The following is a 17,609-nucleotide window of genomic DNA, read 5'->3' as shown; positions in this document are numbered from 1 at the left end:
GGCGGCTGTCTCCGTATCGTTCCTGATGCTGAATCCTGGTGCCGGAAATGGGCGCAAATCCTGGGCAACCAGCCCGGCTTTCGGTCGAGTGTAGCGACGCCACCGAAGCAGCGTCCAATATCGTTTCCCGCGCGATTGATAAGCAGCGTTTATCGACCCACCCGGTGTGCGAGGTTGCCCGGGGGACGCGCCGCGCACTAAGATGTGGCTCCCGCATCCCCGCTGACCCCATGGAACTGCGCCGCATCCGGCACTTCGTCGTGCTGGCCGAGACCCTCAATTTCCGCCGCGCGGCAGAACGCCTGCATATCGCCCAGCCCGCGCTGACGGTCTCGATCCAGAAGCTCGAGTCTGAGCTGGACGCCACGCTGTTCGTGCGCGAGCCGCGCGGCGTCACGCTGACCGAGACCGGCCGCGCCGCGCTGGCCGAGGCCCGGCGCATCCTGTTCCATGCCGGCCAGTTCAGCGAGCTGGTGCAATCGGCCAGCAGCGGCATGGCCGGCACCTTGCGGGTGGGTTTTGTCGGCACCACGACCTCGCACCTGCTGCCACGGCTGGTGACGCGCTTCCGCAATGAATACCCCGGAGTCGAACTGGTGCTGCGCGAAGCGACCTCGAGCCGCATCATGCAATGGCTGGAAGACGAGGCGCTGGACGTGGGCCTGGTGCGCACGCCGCTGCTGACGCCGGGCAATACCGCGCTGGCGCTGCTGGAGCGCGACCGCTTTGTCGCCGCCCTGCCGCGCAGCCATCCGCTGGCGGGCAAGCCGTCGCTGACGCTTGCCGACCTAGCGCAGGAGCGCTTTGTCATGTACGAGCAGAGCGAAGCCTCTGGCCTGCGCAGCGCCGCGCTGTCGGCCTGCCAGATGGCCGGCTTCCAGCCGCGCGTCACGCAAGAGGCCACCCAGGTGCAGACCGTGCTGGCGCTGGTGGAGAGCGGGCTGGGCGTGGCGCTGGTGCCGTCGATCATGCAGCGCTTCGCCAACGACCGCATGGTGATCCGCGACCTGGCGGGCTATCCGGACAGTGCCGGCATCGGCCTGGCGCTCACCTGGCTGCCTGCGCACGACAGCCCGGTGGTGCGGCATTTCCGCGAAGTGGCGTTGTCGGAATTCGCGGTGGATGGCGGCAACGAGGAGCGTGGCGCGCCCTAGCCTGCGGAAGGCTATTCGCCCTCTTCTTCCGCCACGCTCAGGGTCAGGCCTGCCGCGGGCAGCGGCAGCGCCGTGCGGTATCGCACCTGCTTCAGCGCGAAGCTCGACCGGATATTGGACACCCCCGGGATCTTGGTCAGCTGCTCCAGGATAAAGCGCTCCAGGCTCTGCATGCTGGGCACGACCACGCGCAGCAGGTAGTCCGCATCGCCGGTCATCAGGTAGCACTCCATCACTTCCGGACGCTTGTCGATCGCCGCCTCGAAGCGGCGCAGCGCGTCTTCCACCTGCTTTTCCAGGCTGACCTGGATAAACACATTGATGCGCAGCCCCAGCGCCTCGGCATTGAGCAATGTGACCTGCTGCTTGATCAGTCCCATTTTCTCCAGCGCCTTGACGCGGTTGAAGCAAGGCGTCGGCGACAGGTTCACGGCGCGCGCCAGCTCGGCATTGGTGATGCGGGCATTCTGCTGCAGCTGGTTGAGGATGGCGATATCGATGCGATCGAGCCTGAGCGACGTTTCGTTCATGATGTAACAATTCCGGATTCTGGCAGTTCTGCAGAATTTTTATACCGTGACACCCCATTCAGGCAAGGCAATTCAGACACATTCTCTGCCGTTCCAGGCGTAACCTTGTTGGCATCGGCGGCCATACCCCGGCCAGCCACGACAGACAAGCAACACAGACAGGAGCGGTGCCATGACTGACCTGGCAAACGGTGCGCAATCGATGCTGGCCCTGCCCTCGGCCAACGAGGACAGCGATCCCCAGGAAACGCGCGAATGGCTGGATGCGCTCGAAGGCGTGCTGGCGCATGCCGGCGGCACTCGCGCCAGCTTCCTGCTGCAGCGCCTGGCCGCGCACGCCGCGGCGCAGGGCTTGCCGCCGCCCGCCGCCGGCCCGAGCGCCTATGTGAATACGATCCCGGTGCAGGCGCAACCGCCCTACCCCGGCGACCTGGAGATCGAAGCCCGGCTGGGCGCGGCGCTGCGCTGGAACGCGCTGGCCATGGTGGTGCGCGCCAACCGCGCCTATGGCGAACTGGGCGGACATATCGCCAGCTATGCCTCGGCGGCCGACCTGTTCGAAGTCGGTTTCAACCATTTCTTCCGCGCCGACGGCGACGCGCAAGGTGGCGATCTGGTCTATTTCCAGCCGCACTCGGCGCCCGGCGTGTATGCCCGCGCCTACCTCGAAGGCTTCCTCGACGAAACGCACCTGCAGCACTACCGGCGCGAGATCGACGGCCCTGGCCTGTGCTCCTACCCGCATCCCTGGCTGATGCCTGATTTCTGGCAGTTCCCCACCGGCTCGATGGGCATCGGCCCGATCAATTCGATCTACCAGGCGCGCTTCATGCGCTACCTGCAAAACCGCGGCCTGCGGCCGGTGTCTTCGCGCAAGGTCTGGGGCTTCTTCGGCGATGGCGAGATGGACGAGCCCGAGTCGATCGGTGCCCTGTCGCTGGCCGCGCGCGAGCAGCTCGACAACCTGGTGTTCGTCATCAACTGCAACCTGCAGCGGCTCGACGGCCCGGTGCGCGGCAACGGCCGCATCGTCGATGAACTCGAAGCGCTGTTCGCCGGCGCCGGTTGGAACGTGATCAAGGTGCTGTGGGGCTCGGACTGGGACGAACTGTTCGCGCGCGACCGCTCCGGGGCGCTGGTGCGTGCCTTCGCGCAGACCGTCGACGGCCAGTTCCAGACCTTCTCCGCCAACGACGGCGCCTATAACCGCGAGCACTTCTTCCAGCAGAACCCCGAGCTCGCCGCGCTCGCCGCGCACCTGAGCAATGACGACATCGACCGCCTGCGCCGCGGCGGCCACGACCTGCGCAAGCTGCACGCCGCCTACGCGCGCGCCATGGATCACCGCGGCCAGCCGACCGTGATCCTGGCCAAGACCATGAAGGGCTTCGGCATGGGCACGGTGGGCCAGGGCCGCATGACCACGCACCAGCAGAAGAAGCTGGAACTGGAAGACCTGAAGGCGTTCCGCGACCGCTTCCAGCTGCCGCTGTCGGACGACGACGTCGCCAACCTGCGCTTCTACAAACCCGCCGACGACAGCCCGGAGATGCGCTACCTGCACGCACGCCGGGCCGCGCTCGGCGGCTACCTGCCGCGGCGCCGGCAGGCCGCGACCACCGCGCTGGCAGTGCCGCCGTCCGGCCAGTGGGCCAGCTTCGCGCTGGCCGCGGACGGCAGGGAGATGTCGACCACCATGGCCGTGGTGCGCATGCTCGGCAGCCTGCTCAAGGATGCCGCGCTGGGGCCGCGCATCGTGCCGGTGGTCGCCGACGAGGCGCGCACCTTCGGCATGGCCAGCCTGTTCCGGCAGGTCGGCATCTATTCGCCGCTGGGCCAGCGCTACGAGCCGGAAGACCTGGGTTCGATGCTGTACTACCGCGAATCCACCGGCGGGCAGATCCTGGAAGAAGGCATCTCGGAAGCCGGCGCAATCTCGTCATGGATCGCCGCGGCCACCGCCTACAGCGTGCACGACCTGCCGATGCTGCCGTTCTACATCTACTACTCGATGTTCGGCTTCCAGCGCATCGGCGACCTGATCTGGGCCGCGGCCGACCAGCGCGCCCGCGGCTTCCTGATCGGCGCCACCTCGGGCAAGACCACGCTCGGCGGCGAGGGGCTGCAGCACCAGGACGGCACCAGCCACCTGGCCGCGTCGACCATCCCCAACTGCCGCGCGTGGGATCCCGCCTTTGCCTACGAGGTGGCCGTGATCGTGGAGCACGGCATGCGCGAGATGGGCGAACAGCAGCGCGATGTCTTCTACTACGTCACCGTTGGCAACGAGAACTATGCGCAGCCGTCGATGCCGCAGCCAGCCGACGCGGTGCGCGACGGCATCCTGAAGGGCATGTATTCGCTCATGCCGGACCGGCGCGATGCCAGCCAGGTCAACCTGCTCGGCGCGGGCGCCATCCTGCCCGAGGTGATCGCCGCGGCGCGCCTGCTCGAAGACGACTGGGGCGTGGTGGCGCAGGCGTGGAGCGTGACCAGCTTTACCGAGCTGCAGCGCGACGCGATTGCCGTGGAACGCAGCAACCGGCTGAATGACCAGCATGTCATGTCGTATGTCGAGACAGCGTTGGCCGGGTCGAACGGACCGGTGATCGCCGCCACCGATTATGTGCGCGCGGTGCCGGAGCTGATCCGCGCGTGCGTGCCGGGGCGCTATGTCACGCTGGGCACCGATGGCTTCGGGCGCAGCGATACGCGGCAGGCGTTGCGCGCATTCTTCGAGGTGGACCGCTATTCCGTCGTGGTTGCGGCGCTGCGGGCGCTGGCCGATGACGGCAAGCTGCCTTCCGAGGTCGTGCGCGCAGCCCGGGAGCGCTATGGCAAGTCGGCGGACAAGGCCGCGGCGTGGCAGACCTGACGCGCCGCATGCCCGCTAGGGCCGTCCCGGGCAGCTGACTTCCGTCACCGCCCCCGCAATGCCCCGGCGCGTCCGTTATCTGGCTTGCCGTGCGCAGACAACGTGTCCATCAAGGGGCAACCATCCCCGGTGCCATGGGCGTGGCATTGTCCGATCAGGTTCTTCAGTTCCGCGCGCATTCCCCGCAAGTCCCTCAGCCTTTCCTCGACCAGGCTGAGCTTGCGCTCGGCCAGTGCGCGGGCCGTGCTGCACTGGCCATGGTTCTGCTGCAGCAGTACGCGGATTTCATCCAGCGTGAAGCCAAGCGACTGCGCCTGGCGGATGAAATGCATCCGCTGCAGGCTCTGCTGCGAATACTGGCGAATGGCGCCATGGGCGCGCTCCGGCACCGGCAGCAGCCCGCAGCGGTGGTAATAGCGAACCGTCTCCACGCCAACGCCAGCCGCCTTGGCCAGCTTCCCGATCGTCAGGATTTGCTCCATCGCTTGACTCCGTACCTTGGTACGGACCTAGCCTATGCCAAAGCCGCCCTTAAGTGAAGGGGATTGCATTTCGACTGCAGAATGACGGCGGCCGCCATACGTAGCGGTATCTCAAGAAAGGTCATCATGCAATCGCGCATCATTCGTGTTCTGCCCGCGGAACATGGCTGGACATTGGAGTTCAGCGGCCTTGATATCCGGCCCCAGAGGTTCCTGACCATGGAAGCGGCAATCGCTGCCGGCTGGGACGTAGCCAGGCGGCATAAGGCCGAATTGCACATCCATCGTCATGACGGCGATGTGCATCTGCGCAGCGCGTTCGGCGACAAGCAACAGGAGCCGTAGCGGCGGCCTTTCAGAGGGTGCAACGGGGAGAACCGCTGCGCGACTGCAAGTTCCGGGAACGCTGGCTTGAGGTTGCGCCGGTTGTCACGCAGCCTGCTGCGCCGCCACCATCGGCTCTCGCGATCGGATCAGAAAGCCGAGGCCCGCCAGCACCGCCACCGCGTTGCCCGCGACATAGCCATAAACGGCGCCACGTGTCCCGAGCATCGGGATCGCGATCAGGTCGACCACGATCATGGTGGACAGCACCAGGAACCATTTCTCCACCAGCCAGCGTGGCTTGCGCAGATAGACCACCAGCAGCGTCAGCGCGGCATCCAGGAACACCAGCCCGGATGCCATCGCCGACAGCCTTAGCAGGTCGGCGGCGCCTTCATAGTGGTCACCGTAGATCAGCGCAATGATCCAGGGTGCGCAGAATGCAAGCACCGCACCCCCGACGATACCAGTCGCCAGCATGCCGGCGGCGACATACAGCACGTTACGGCGTACCCGCGCGAAGGTCGGCTGGGCATAGATCATCATCGGCGCAACGGAGCTTGCCACGATCGAGCCGAGCAGCATGAAATTGTCCAGCACCTGCATGGAGGCGGCATAACCGCCCAGCTCGAACAGGCTGATGTGCGGCTTGAGCAGCAGTTGATCGATACGCTTCGCCAGCAGCATCAGCATCAGGCTGACCCAGAACACCGCCCCGTCGCGCAGCAGCCGCCTCGCCAGACTGACATCGATGCTCACCGCCACGCGAGGGCTGCGCTTGCGGTAGTAGCGGGCAAGCAGCGAGGCGCAGATCAGCGCCTCGCCGGCGAACACCCACGCGAAAGCCGGCGCCGCGCGGGATCCCGCCAGGTAGAGCGCCCCGATTGCCGTCACCCGGAAGGCCAGGCCGATCATGCCGAACACCACAGCGGGCCGGCTGTCGGTGCGCGCCTGCAGCCACGCCCGGACGGTCCCGAAGGGCTCGTAGAGCAGGATGGGTATGCCAATGATGATGGCGGTCAGGACGATGACCTCGTCCTCTTCTGTCAGCGCCACGGCCGCCATCACGATCAGGTAGCCAGCGATGGCCGCCGCTTCGCGCAGGGCAAACACATGGAAAAGCAGCCTGTGCTGGGCGGCGGGAGCCCCGTCGGCAACCAGTCGCGGGACCACCACCTCGGCCCCGCAGATCAGCGCAACCGATGACGCAATCAGCACCAGCGACTGTGCGTATTGGAACTCGGCAAAGCCTTCCGGCCCGATGGCACGCGCAATCATGCCGATACTGGCAATTCCGAACAGTACCTGCAGGCCGCGCTCCAGCACCAGCCAGAGGACGTTCCGTGCGATCTGCATACGCATTGCAAAGTTCTCCCGGAGAACATCCACAACAATTGGGTGGCCGGCGCGACCGCGCGCACGATGCATGGCCATATCACCAGTCCGCGCCGGAAAGCGAGCTTTTCGCACGGGTCTTGCGAGGAAAGGCAGATCAGCAGTATCGCGCATGGCGACGCATAGCGGGATTGCGGCGGGATCACGGCGGGATCGCGGCGTTAGTTGCGCGGTCCCCGCAGCGCCACCGGATGCCGTCCCGACTGTCACCGGACCGGGCGCGGCGGCGGATGAAGGAGGTGGAGGCAGGGATCGGGAAGCGCGGAAGCGAGGAAAAATGGCTCTGGCTGGCCATGCTTGGAAGCAGCCGGCTCCAGTACATCCGGCAGCGCCGCGCCCACGCTTGTTCCGTGGTCGAAATCCAGTTGATGCGCAACCGATTCGCCACCGCCATTCTTGTGGATGGTGCCGTCTTCGTCATGGTGATGCGGGACATGCCGTGCATGCTCCACCATGTGCTCGAGCATCCGGTCCGGAGCGTGCGTGAGATGCCGCCACGTTGCAGAAAGCACCTGCAAGGGCAAGATCAGCGCGAGGAGAAAGACCACAGTGCGGGGCATGGAGAGGATTCTAAGCGGGCGCCGGCGTGCGCTTCGGGGCTTTTTGAGCGGAAGCCCACCAACATGCGGAGGCCAGCCGCATCTGTCCGTTTCCGGCATCCTGCGTATTCCTGCCAATACAAAGGCTTCGCCCGGTAGCACGCACCATCACCTTTTGAAAAAAATCGCCACATTGGACTGCAGCCACATCGGCGGCGCCGTCCCGGCTGGCGAGTGGACCACAGTTGGCTTCAACGACCACACCGCTGCGCCTGCATTGATTTCGCGGATTCCGGTCCATGCCTTACCAGGGCGCACGGACAGGCCTTCACCGCCCGGGTACAGAATTTGCGGCAGCCCGCGCAAGTCCGTGTCGCCCTCCGCTGCATCTTCAGGAGGGCACACATCTCGTCCGTCCACGATTTGGAGAAAGACATGAACCAGGGCATGAACCGACGCAACGAGCCAGACTACCGGGGCGGCTTCTCCGACGAAGAGGTCTATGCCGGCGGCTTCGGCGAAAGCAACTTCGGCGTCTATGACGCCGACCGCCGCGGCGGCGGTACCTCCGGCGGCAAGCGCGCCGGGCCGAAGGGCTATCAGCGCTCCGACGAGCGCGTGCGCGAAGATGTCTGCGAGCGCCTGATCGAATGCCGCTACCCCGTACATGACGTGGAAGTCAACGTGGTTGCCGGCGTCGTGACCCTGACAGGTTCGGTGCGCGACCGCGGGCTGAAATACCGCATCGAGGAAATCGTCGACGACACCTTCGGCGTGAAGGAAGTCGACAACCGCCTGCGCATCGGCGCGGATGCGGGCGCGACGCCGTCGCAGGGCGCCGCAAGGCCAGGCAGCACGGGAGGCGGGGGTATCAGCGGGCTAAGCACCTCGAGCGCGACCACGGAAGGCTCCTCCAGGGGCAGCGGCGCGGTGTCACCAGACAAGGCTGGCACGCTGGCGAGCGGGACCGATACGGTGGGCGCAACGAAAGCAGGCTCGGCCACCGTCTGACCACAACCCGCGGGGGCGTGCAGCAGGCCCCTGCCCCCGTGGCCGGACCGGCACATGGCACCGGTCCGATTTCACCTGTTGTCAGTCAGACTGGTACTTGGGCGAGCGCGGCCCGTAGAGAATGCCGGCAGGCTGGCCGGCCGACAGCAGCCGGTAGCTGGCGGTGCCCGCCACGCTGTAGCTCGCATCGAAGGTGTGGTTCATGACCTGCGTCACCGCCGCGTTGATCAGCATGCCGATCAGCCCCCCGCCACTGCTGGAACTGTCGGTCGCTGACACGGCCGTTCCGCTCCACAGGACGTCGCCCGTCTTGAGATCGACCAGCTTGGCATTGGCGGCCACACGGGTCACGCTGCTGATGACCTGGTATTTCGAACCATACTCGGTGACGGTCACGTACAGCGCGGAATCGGCCCCAAAGATTTCGCGCAGCTTGCCCACCGGCACTGCATGGATGTCGCCCGGCACGGTCAGGCCATTTTGCCGGAACGTCTCTTCAACCAGTGCGACCGGCAACACGTAGTAGCCCGATTCCGCCAGCGGGACCGTTGCCTGCGACAGCATGGCATAGGTGGCCTTGACGTCCGGCGACTCGTTCAGCGGCGGCAGCACCACGATCGAACGGGGACGGCTGGCCTTGAACGCGGAGTAGTCCACCTGCTTGTTCTGCACCGCGCAACCGGCGAACAGCAGCACAACCCCCAGGCTGGCGATATAGGTCAGAAGGCGGCGCATCATTTGCTGCTCCCTGCCGCGCGCGCGGCCTTGCTGGCGTCCGCCTTGATTTCAGTGCGGCTGTCGCTCTTGACGTTACGCAGCAGGAAATCCATGTACGGCGTGGCTTCGGGGAAGAGGGTCTTCTCGGTCTGGAATTGGCTGACCATCTGATCCGGCTTGCCAAGGTTGAGGTACAGCATGCCAAGCTGGGCATGGTAGCCCGGCGGCACGGCGCCGCCCTTGGCCTGGATCTTCTGCAACCCCGCTTCCAGCGCCGCGACCTGCGCCTCCCGGGACTCGCCCTTGAAGTATTCGTAGACCTGGGCCTGATACCCCTCCCACTGATACATGGGCTGTGGGGCCGCGCAGCCGGCAAGCAGGATACTGCCGGTGGCCGACAATAACGCTGCCCTGCGCAGCGTGACCGTTTGCATCTTCATTGTTTTCATTTTGGAGAAGGAATGGGTTATTTCTGACGCGGGTTCCACGCCCCGTTCTCGATGGCGGCCACGAGGTTGTTGATGGCCTCGCGCATGGCCAGGTCCATGACCTTGCCGTTCAGCGTGGAGTCATAGCTGGCGGTGCCGCCGAAGCCGATCACTTCGCGGTTCGACAGCGTGTACTCACCCGCGCCCTGGGTCGAGTAAACCACTTCCGAGGTAGAGATGTTGACGATATTCAGGTTGACCTTGGCATAGGCCACCTGCGACTTGCCCCGGCCAAGAATGCCGAAGAGCTGCACGTCGCCGACTTCCTTGCGGCCAAATTCGGTAATGTCGCCGGTGACGACAAAGTCCGCCCCCTTCAGGCGCTGGGCCTGGTTCTTGATCGCCGCCTCGCGCCTGATCTCGTCCAGGTTTTCACGCTCCAGCACATTGAAGCGGTTGGTCTGCTGCAGGTGGGTGACGAGGCTGGTCTTGGCCTGGCCGCTCAGCCGATCGATGCCGTCCGAAAAAACGCCGCGCATGTAGTTCGAGCGGTTGTCGAACTTGCCTACCGCAATGGGCGTGCGCACGCCGTTGTACGGGCGGCTGGCACTTTCCACCTTCTGGACCGGCAGCGCGGTCGAGGATTCGGTTGCGCAACCGGCCAGGCCAAGCGCGGCAACGATGCCGAGCAGGCAGATTGTCTTGGTTTGCTTCACTGATTTCTCCTGGTTTGCAGTGGGGACGCGCGGCTATTATGGCGCGGCGGCGCCCTGGCGGCGACTGGCATCGCGGCCGGAGGTGTCATTTGGCGGGAAGGGGAAAATAAGGTGGTCGCCGACTGGCGACAGCGGTGGAACTGAAGAATGGGAAGCCCTTGTCATTGACGACTTCCGGGACGGCTAGCGCTTCCCAGTCTTCAGGATGCGAGTTTCTCGGGATTTGATTGGCTCGCGGCTTTATTGTTTCAGGAGCAACTGTCAGGAAGGAACAATGAGTCAACTGTCGTACCGGAAGAAAGTTCTGCAAGGCTTGCGAAACTGTTGGCCTTTCAACCGGAAACGTAGAGCCCGGAGCGCCTTTCCGAGGAGGTGGTCTTGTCCGAACCACGCCAAGGATCACGATCCTGATGCAGAAATTCTGCTCCAGATGCAAAACTCTCGCCGACGGAATAGAGTTCTGCAAACCAGTCTCGAAGGCATACCTAACTCTGTAAAAGGATGTACGTCCTTTGTCCCCGCTGACGAGTCGAACCGACAATGCATCTGCCAAGCGGTCGACTCTTGTCTGCCAGCTACGGCCGATGGCCTACTGGCCCATTCCGACACCCATACGTCGCTTCGAACCTGCACAACGGACGTTTGGCCTCGAGGGCACTTGCAAATTCATCGGCCACCTGGCTCGCGATCAGATAAACCGCACTCAGCGTGAGAAATCTGTCATCTCCATTGCGGCACCGCAGTCAATCTTCGTCGAGGTGGCACAGGATCCGGTGTGCCAGGCGCAGGTGGGGCCGGTCAATCATCGCATTTCCGAGTCTGGCCACGCCGGTCGCGCCGACCCGCGAGAAGGCATCGACCACCTCCCGGGCCCAGCGGATTTCTTCTTCCTGCGGCATGAACGCTTCGTTGATGGCGTCGATATGCGAGGGATGCGCAGCCGCCTTGGCCACAAAGCCGTCCCGCTTTGCTTGCGCGGCCTCCTCCTGGATCCGCGCCGGATCTGTAAGGCTTGTACTGACCGCATCGATCGCGTCAATTCCGGCTTGGGCCGCGGCCATCAGGCACATGGTCCGCGCCACGGAAAACGGCGCGGTGAGATCTTTGCCGATATGCGACGAGAAAGCGCCAAGGTCGGCCGCGAGATCGTCCACGCCCCACATCAGCGCGCGCAGCCGCATCGGCGCGTTCCGGTAGGACGATAGTCCGAACACGCCTTCCGAGGACTCCGTCGCCATGGCGATGATCGACACCTCCCAGCTATCGTCCAGTAGCGCGCACTCAAACGCCGCCAGAAAATCGCACAGACGATGGACATCGTCAACGTTGCGGCACTTGGGCAGCACGATCGCGTTGGGCCGGTGCGGGATCACAGCGGCTAGGTCGCGCAAGATGTGGCCGGATGCCAGCCCGTTGACACGCACCAGCACGGCCGACTCCATTTCGGTGCGGTTCCGCTCGAGGAAGCCAGCGAGTTTTGCCCGCGCGTCGTCCTTGCCCTGTTCGGGCACGGCGTCCTCAAGGTCGAACACCAGCCCGTCCGCGGCGGACTTCAGCGAGGCCGCAAGCTTGCGGTCACTATCAGCGGGAACAAAGAGAAGGGAACGCAAACGCTGGGGCAAGTTGTTATGCATGGTCGCAAATTCCGAAATGTTCAGACGTCAGGTGTATGGCCGAGCCGCACCGCACAATGTTAGTAACAATGCCAGCGAACATATAGCCTGGCAACCCGCGTTTTCCGAAACCACTTTTCGTCGGCGGCGAATGGCATTGCACCGCCCCTCCGGCTTCTTCTCCGACGCGGAAGGGCTAGATGGCCCGTGGACAAGGGCAAGGCCGCATTTGCATACTCCCGCTCTATTCCCGACGTTCAGCCACGTCAGGCCGCTCGCCGGCGAACGCGACGAGCCTCGGCCGCAGAGGCATTGTTCCGTTGTAATCGTGCCACTCGCAGCCTACCGGCAAGTTCGCCGATCGCTCGCCAGCCAAGCCAGTGCTCGCACATGGGCTTGAAGAGTGGCGACTGCGCTACAAGTCCGGCCGTGGCGAAGGATGGTGGCAGGGGAAACCTTCAGGATGGTGGCGAGGTCGTGGGCGTCGAGGTATTCGGCTGTAGGCAGGTCCATGCCCTGTATAGCGAACCACTCTGCAATTGCTGCCAAATTGAAACCGCCTGCCGCTACGCCATCCTGCCGCGCACTTGGAGCAGCACCGACAGTTTAAAACCAACTCTCTTTACAGTTCAGCTACGGTTAAATTCTGGGCTGAAACCAAGAGGACAAGTTAGCCTCCACTGACCATTTTATTTGAGGCCGGGACACCCTATGCGGGGCATCAGGTGCGACGAGACTGGTGACAAAAATATAGCTGCAAGCCTTGCTGGACAAGGGTTGCAGCCAAATTTCGATGCGCAAAGCAGCTATTTATTTGTGCGTTCTGGTGCTAAGTGTTTTTCGTTGCCAACACTGCGCCCGTGCAACATAGTGAGTCGCGGATTGAGTGTCAAATCCGCCTTTCCCGCTGCTGTGGGTACTTGAGGGACGGTTCAAATGCTGCATTTACCCTCCATGGGCATACGATGACCGGCCTAGATGGTTAGTTACGACCTTTTCTCATCGTTGACATTGAAGTGTGTCAAACGCCCGTCGTTATGGTCTGAGTAGGTAAGAGCAATCGGTGCTCAAATCTGTTTGGGATAGCGCTGACAGTGTCGGCTCTCGATTGGCCGACGTTGGAAAAATGGCGCTGCTGAGCGGCACTTCAGTCCAGCCCGGCTACTTTCCAACGACCTAGCCGGGTTGGACCAAATGCTTTCGACTCTTGAATCCTCACGCAAGCGGAACAAGGTCTACCGTGCACAGATTGCCGAATCGATTCAAGCTGTAGGCAGGCCAATCTCAAAGTCGGCGAGTGTCTTCCCCGTAGCGAGGGCATCTGTCAGCCACTTCGGTCGACGACCTTTTCCAGACCAGGTTTTGCCATGTTCGTTTGCATATTTTGCTGGCCCATTGATGGCGGCTTTCGTTGCTGCCACCGACTCTCGGAAATCGGCCTGAGGTGCGGCGTCGATACCTACGACACGCAAGTAAAGCGCTGGGTCTGCGACTTGCAGCTTCAAGGCCTCCGCTTCGAGGAGGCTAATCAGTCCTGCAAAGTCGACTTCCCCTCCCGCAGGGTTGTCCCACTTCCGATGACGCTGCAGCACAACAACGAAGAAGCCAATCTTCGAACCCGAGGCTTGCATGTACTGTCCCTTCAGCTGCGCCGCCAAGGACACGAGGTAGTCGGCCACCGTCCAACGCTCTGACATCTTGAGTTCAACTGTCGCTCGCATCTGACCGACCTGACACAGTACATCGCGCCGGGTTGCCTCCGGCAGGATTGGCTCGAGCGTCACTCCATAGCGGCCGCCGCTGGCATGGTTCAGCTCGCTCCCGAGTAGCGCCTGGAAGTCTTCCTCGAGAGCCAAGCCTTCGGTATCGGTCTTAATGTGCGCCATGACCACCCGACTGAAGAATCGCCGAAGGCTGAACTCGCCATGCTCAATGTCGCGCTTCACAGCAAGCAAGTCGTTGTGCACGGCTTGAGCGAACTCCGTGAAGCCTGTCACCGGCGGCGCGAAGTCACGCTCGAACTTGGGGTAGTTATGCTGTGCTACCGGAGCGACATATGCTTCCTCCTCGCGCATCTGAAATTGCAGGTGGCGGATGTACTTTGCTGGCGCGCCCGTAGACTTTCTTCGAAGCGCATCCAGCACCTCGTAGGCTGCTTGGGACTTGGCACTCGAAATCGCTGGCAGCAACGAATCGCGGAGACGCTGAGCGTTATCGCGAGCGCCAACCTCATACGCCTGCCCATCTTCGTGAACAGTGTCCTCGGATTCGCGGACGACAGTCACGACCCACTCATAGAGCGCTGAGAGTGCTTTCAGACCGTCCATGCCTCGCTCCGCTGCCGCTCTCAAACGGCCAGGTCGAACATGAACTCCTCTGCGGCGCGCTGTTCGGATGTACGCCAGCGTTCCCACTGCGAGCCGAAGGCTGACGGGTAGTACAACAGCCAGAACAGGCCCCATACGACTGCGTTTGACCTTAGGCGCGTCATCTCGTGAATGCGGGCCTCAAACTCACTACGCGTCCTCTGCTCCTCGACAATCTCCGGCGAGGCGACGGCACCCATGGTGGGCAGTGAATCCCGGAAAGCTCCGGACATGCGCGACCAAGCCTCTCCTTCGAAAGCGCCTTGGTCGGCGCTTCCCCCACCCGCCATTGCGCAGGTCAGAGCAGCTTCCAGGGCATAGGAGTCGACGCTAGCCGTGCCTGTCGCGAACGTCCATGCCGCGCCGGCCAGGCCGCGCTGAACGAAGCGAGGCGAGTCAGGAAGGTGTCGAATGAGTGTGTCGGCCTTGTCGGCCGACACCGGGCCAGCACCTGCTGCAGCCAGGATATTGCGGAATTCCTCGAGGGCTACCGCCTCATGCGCGTGCACGACCGACCAGAACCACTTCGGGTAGCCGTTGATTTCAAATCGACCGTAGGAGAGAGCTTGCTTAACCTCTGCGTCGGACAGTGCCGGGAGCTTGGTTCCGTCCCCAAGATCAAGATGAAGGCCTTGGAGGCCTGCGACTGTCGCGTAGTACGTGGTGTTGCGCTCGGCCTCAACAAACTCGGGGGCGCGCTTGCGCCAGATGGCGCTAAGGCCGGCGCGGGCAGCGCTCGCAAGCGCAGGGCCCGCCGCCTTCTCGAAGGCCGAGAAGTCGCACTCGCCGTAGCGTGAGTTGTGAGTCGTTCGGCTCAGCCAACTGGCAATCCAGGCAAGCGCATTCGTGTTCGATCCATCTTGCACACTATCAACTTCAGTCAACAGCGTGTCCTTGGAAGCCTCGTCCAACTCTAGCCTGTCTCGCTTCGCTTTTGGGGGGTGAACAGCCGGCTGCTGCGCGGCAGCGTGGTTCCGGTGCGTGGTCACGAGTTCGGTAAAACCAGACTCGGCAAGCGCCTCCTCGTCACCATCTTGCCAGGGCCAGTACATCCCATAGGAAACAAATGTCTTCCAGATCCCGTCAGACGTCCGGTCACTTTGAGCGATGACCGCGCGAAGTAGGCTCTGCCGAACGGCGTCGGACCGCTTCAGCGCTGTGCGGAGTTCAACTTGGTTGGCGCTTCCAAAATGAAACTTGCCGCACGCCTTGTAGTACGTCAGGCAAAGTTGGGTGGCGCGCTCAACAGGGACGCTCTCGGTTCGAACCACGAGCGCAACCAACTCTTCGACAGCCTCTGCGAAATTATCGTACCGCTCACTTTGCTCGTGACGCTTCGCCTCAAAGTGCTTCACCATGTGGGCCAACAACCCCTCGGTCAGCGCCACGAGTTGCTCAGGGCTTGCCGAGTCCGCCACGTCGTGCGTCAGAGCCCAGCTGAGGTTGAAGCCACCGCCCTTGCGCATGTACTGCTTGCTTGCCAGTTCTGCTATCGTCGTGGCATCTAAGGTCTTCCACGCGAGTTCGCCAAGTAGAAGCCGAAGCGTCCGTTCTTCAAGGCGCGGGCTCGCCTTCGCAGCATCGGCCAGTGCTTGAGCATCGTCATCTCGCTCGAGAGACATCAGATACACGAGTTCAGCTGAATTTCCGAGCAGCTTCGTGTAATCATTGCCATGCTCGGACAGAACCTTGTTGCGGAAGACGTCGAGGCGAGCGTAGGTAGCGATTTCGAGAAGCGCAAGGCGCGCGTGCCAGTTGGGGCCGACGCTGTCGTAGGCTTCTAGAAGCGTCGGTTCAATTCCAGGCTTCGCGGCTTGCCAGTAGTTCTCCGCCGTCAGGATGAACTGGTTTCTTCCGAGCGTGTCACCGCAAGTTTCGAGCCTCTCCAAGCTACGCTTCAACGCTACACTCGCGTCGGCCAACCGAACCTGTGCACTTCGCAGGTCACCGAAGAATGCAACGGCCTGCGGCTCAACCTCCAGCAACTCCAACCTACAGTGAACGTTGAATGTCGCCAGCCAGCCGGCGACAGTTAGATAAGCCCGATGTACGCCACACTCACCGGTTGCCGCCCGCCACGATAGCGCGGCAACGAGCCTGCGCGCGTCTTCGGGAGACTGAACTAGGGACGAGAGGCGCTTTGCTGCGAGGTAAGGGAGCAGTTGCTCGGGATAAAGCTTGACCTGATGCTGCCCCGAATCGATGAACAGTCTCGAGCCAAGCAGATACGTCAATGAACTTTCAGAGAGCAAGGATCCCACGAGTGGCCGGCACGACAGCACCCCATCCCGAGCCTTGAGAGCATCGGCGGCCAACTCCATGTTTGCCAACTGACAAACCGCCGAGGCTGCCGCGAGCTTCGCCACGGCCTCATCCAAGCTCTCCGGGGAGGGGCGCCCCACCAGTGATTCGCGGCGGTCCAAGCGCTGCTGCGCCTGGACGCCTGTAACCATCCGCTCAAAGACAGAGGTTAGATCGCTAGGCGGATTGGTCACTGGGTCGACGTAAGCCAGTACGTCGAGACTTCCCGGGCCATCCGCAAGGTCATTTAAGCCGAAATGCCGCGCAGCGTCCAGCAACACCTTACCGTCAGCGATACCATGCCGATTCTCGAGGTACAGCCTGGCCGCTCTTCCTGACAGAGGAAGCAATCGGAAGACCTTCAGATGCTCTTTCGGAACGGACTTTGCCTTGACCGTGCTGCCCGCGTCAAACGCGGAGAGTCCCGCGCTCGGAGCAATTGTGGGTTCCACTTCTTCTGAAGTTTCCTCGGGCGACTCTTCATTCGCGTCGCCCACATAGAGCGTTGCACCAAGCTCTGCTTGAACAACGTCAAGGACAGACGGCGTGAGCGTGGCGGGGCGCGACGAGAGAATCCAACTGACATCTGCGCCCGGACGCCCAACTGCCTTAGACACCCTACGAAGGGCAGACTGGAGCCCCAATTCCCGACCCAGCACCGTCTCATCCAGCGAATCAACGAATAGGTGCAATCGCTTGGTGGGCGCAGCCTCCCATGCTCCGAACGCGTTGGCCTCGATCGCTTCAAGAGCGATATGAAAGTCGGGCTCTTCAAGAAGCCGGTGAAGGGCAACAAATACAGCATGCCCTCCTTCATCACGGAGGCGCTGCGCGCAGGTTCGCAGTTCGATTGTTTTGCCGAAATTCGCACGACCGGTGATGAGCGAGAAGCGTCCAGCGAGAAGCTGCTTCCAGTCTAGGCCCTTGCGGCTCCTGGTGTCCAAGGACAGAAGTTCATTGACCGAGTACTTGGTCAAAAGTCCAAAACGTCGTTCCAGATCAAGGTATTCAGTCATCGTGGGGCGGTTCAGTGGAACTCTTCTTCGTTTTCGTCGGTCTGGGATCTGGGGACGGCCCCGACCAGCCCCTCGGAAGCGTAGGGGAACTCTGCCAGAGAGAGTTTTCTTAGAACCTCATGATAAACCTGTGCATGTTATC

General features: G+C 62.8%; 14 protein-coding genes. 4 read left to right on the top strand and 10 right to left on the bottom strand.

Annotated features, from left to right (window positions below):
- Nucleotides 1–230: 230 nt before the first annotated feature.
- Nucleotides 231–1,154, top strand: coding sequence for a LysR family transcriptional regulator (locus tag J8I82_RS14950; protein WP_209758695.1), 924 nt, complete (start codon nt 231–233; stop codon nt 1,152–1,154).
- An 11-nt stretch (nt 1,155–1,165) separates the two neighbouring features.
- On the opposite strand, the gene J8I82_RS14945 is transcribed toward J8I82_RS14950, so the two are convergent.
- The gene (locus J8I82_RS14945) at nt 1,166–1,684 is read right to left on the bottom strand and encodes an Lrp/AsnC family transcriptional regulator (RefSeq protein ID WP_029047034.1); all 519 of its coding nucleotides are present in this window, start codon (nt 1,682–1,684) and stop codon (nt 1,166–1,168) included.
- A 172-nt stretch (nt 1,685–1,856) separates the two neighbouring features.
- Here J8I82_RS14945 and mdeB point away from each other — a divergent pair, with 172 nt between their 5' ends.
- The gene (mdeB, locus tag J8I82_RS14940; RefSeq protein WP_209758693.1) at nt 1,857–4,559 is read left to right on the top strand and encodes an alpha-ketoglutarate dehydrogenase; all 2,703 of its coding nucleotides are present in this window, start codon (nt 1,857–1,859) and stop codon (nt 4,557–4,559) included.
- A 44-nt stretch (nt 4,560–4,603) separates the two neighbouring features.
- Here mdeB and J8I82_RS14935 read toward each other — a convergent pair whose 3' ends face one another.
- Nucleotides 4,604–5,041: a MerR family transcriptional regulator gene (locus J8I82_RS14935; protein WP_209758691.1), complete on the bottom strand. Its 438-nt coding sequence runs from the start codon at nt 5,039–5,041 to the stop codon at nt 4,604–4,606.
- Nucleotides 5,042–5,167: 126 nt separating this feature from the next.
- Here J8I82_RS14935 and J8I82_RS14930 point away from each other — a divergent pair, with 126 nt between their 5' ends.
- Complete coding sequence (locus J8I82_RS14930) at nt 5,168–5,386, top strand: DUF2188 domain-containing protein (RefSeq protein ID WP_209758689.1); 219 nt, start codon at nt 5,168–5,170, stop codon at nt 5,384–5,386.
- Between the two features lie 84 nt (nt 5,387–5,470).
- Here the strand turns inward: J8I82_RS14930 and J8I82_RS14925 are convergent, their stop codons facing one another.
- Entirely contained in the window at nt 5,471–6,727 is a 1,257-nt protein-coding gene (locus tag J8I82_RS14925) for an oligosaccharide flippase family protein (protein WP_209758687.1), read from the bottom strand.
- A 239-nt stretch (nt 6,728–6,966) separates the two neighbouring features.
- On the bottom strand, nt 6,967–7,320 hold the full coding sequence (locus J8I82_RS14920; RefSeq protein WP_209758685.1) for a hypothetical protein: 354 nt from the start codon (nt 7,318–7,320) through the stop codon (nt 6,967–6,969).
- A 414-nt stretch (nt 7,321–7,734) separates the two neighbouring features.
- Between J8I82_RS14920 and J8I82_RS14915 the strand changes: the two genes are divergently transcribed.
- Nucleotides 7,735–8,310, top strand: a complete 576-nt coding sequence (locus J8I82_RS14915; protein WP_209758684.1) for a BON domain-containing protein — start codon at nt 7,735–7,737, stop codon at nt 8,308–8,310.
- A gap of 81 nt (nt 8,311–8,391) precedes the next feature.
- Here J8I82_RS14915 and J8I82_RS14910 read toward each other — a convergent pair whose 3' ends face one another.
- The 6 genes from J8I82_RS14910 to J8I82_RS14885 all read right to left on the bottom strand — a co-directional run bounded on the left by J8I82_RS14910 (nt 8,392) and on the right by J8I82_RS14885 (nt 17,467).
- On the bottom strand, nt 8,392–9,048 hold the full coding sequence (locus J8I82_RS14910) for a DUF799 domain-containing protein (RefSeq protein WP_209758682.1): 657 nt from the start codon (nt 9,046–9,048) through the stop codon (nt 8,392–8,394).
- The gene (locus tag J8I82_RS14905) at nt 9,045–9,461 is read right to left on the bottom strand and encodes a DUF4810 domain-containing protein (protein WP_245179785.1); all 417 of its coding nucleotides are present in this window, start codon (nt 9,459–9,461) and stop codon (nt 9,045–9,047) included. Before J8I82_RS14905 ends, J8I82_RS14910 begins: the two co-directional genes overlap by 4 nt.
- 32 nt (nt 9,462–9,493) lie before the next feature.
- Complete coding sequence (locus J8I82_RS14900; protein ID WP_209758680.1) at nt 9,494–10,171, bottom strand: CsgG/HfaB family protein; 678 nt, start codon at nt 10,169–10,171, stop codon at nt 9,494–9,496.
- Nucleotides 10,172–10,914: 743 nt separating this feature from the next.
- Nucleotides 10,915–11,805: an HpcH/HpaI aldolase/citrate lyase family protein gene (locus J8I82_RS14895; RefSeq protein WP_209758679.1), complete on the bottom strand. Its 891-nt coding sequence runs from the start codon at nt 11,803–11,805 to the stop codon at nt 10,915–10,917.
- 1,241 nt (nt 11,806–13,046) lie between these two features.
- Nucleotides 13,047–14,111, bottom strand: a complete 1,065-nt coding sequence (locus J8I82_RS38350; protein WP_245179765.1) for an H-NS family nucleoid-associated regulatory protein — start codon at nt 14,109–14,111, stop codon at nt 13,047–13,049.
- 20 nt (nt 14,112–14,131) lie between these two features.
- Nucleotides 14,132–17,467, bottom strand: a complete 3,336-nt coding sequence (locus tag J8I82_RS14885; protein WP_209758677.1) for a hypothetical protein — start codon at nt 17,465–17,467, stop codon at nt 14,132–14,134.
- Nucleotides 17,468–17,609 lie beyond the last annotated feature (142 nt).

Origin of the sequence: Cupriavidus consociatus (assembly GCF_017814975.1) — a bacterium.
Lineage (GTDB): Bacteria > Pseudomonadota > Gammaproteobacteria > Burkholderiales > Burkholderiaceae > Cupriavidus > Cupriavidus consociatus.
Note: the sequence above shows the minus strand (reverse complement) of the source record. Positions and strands in the feature narration are given on the sequence as shown.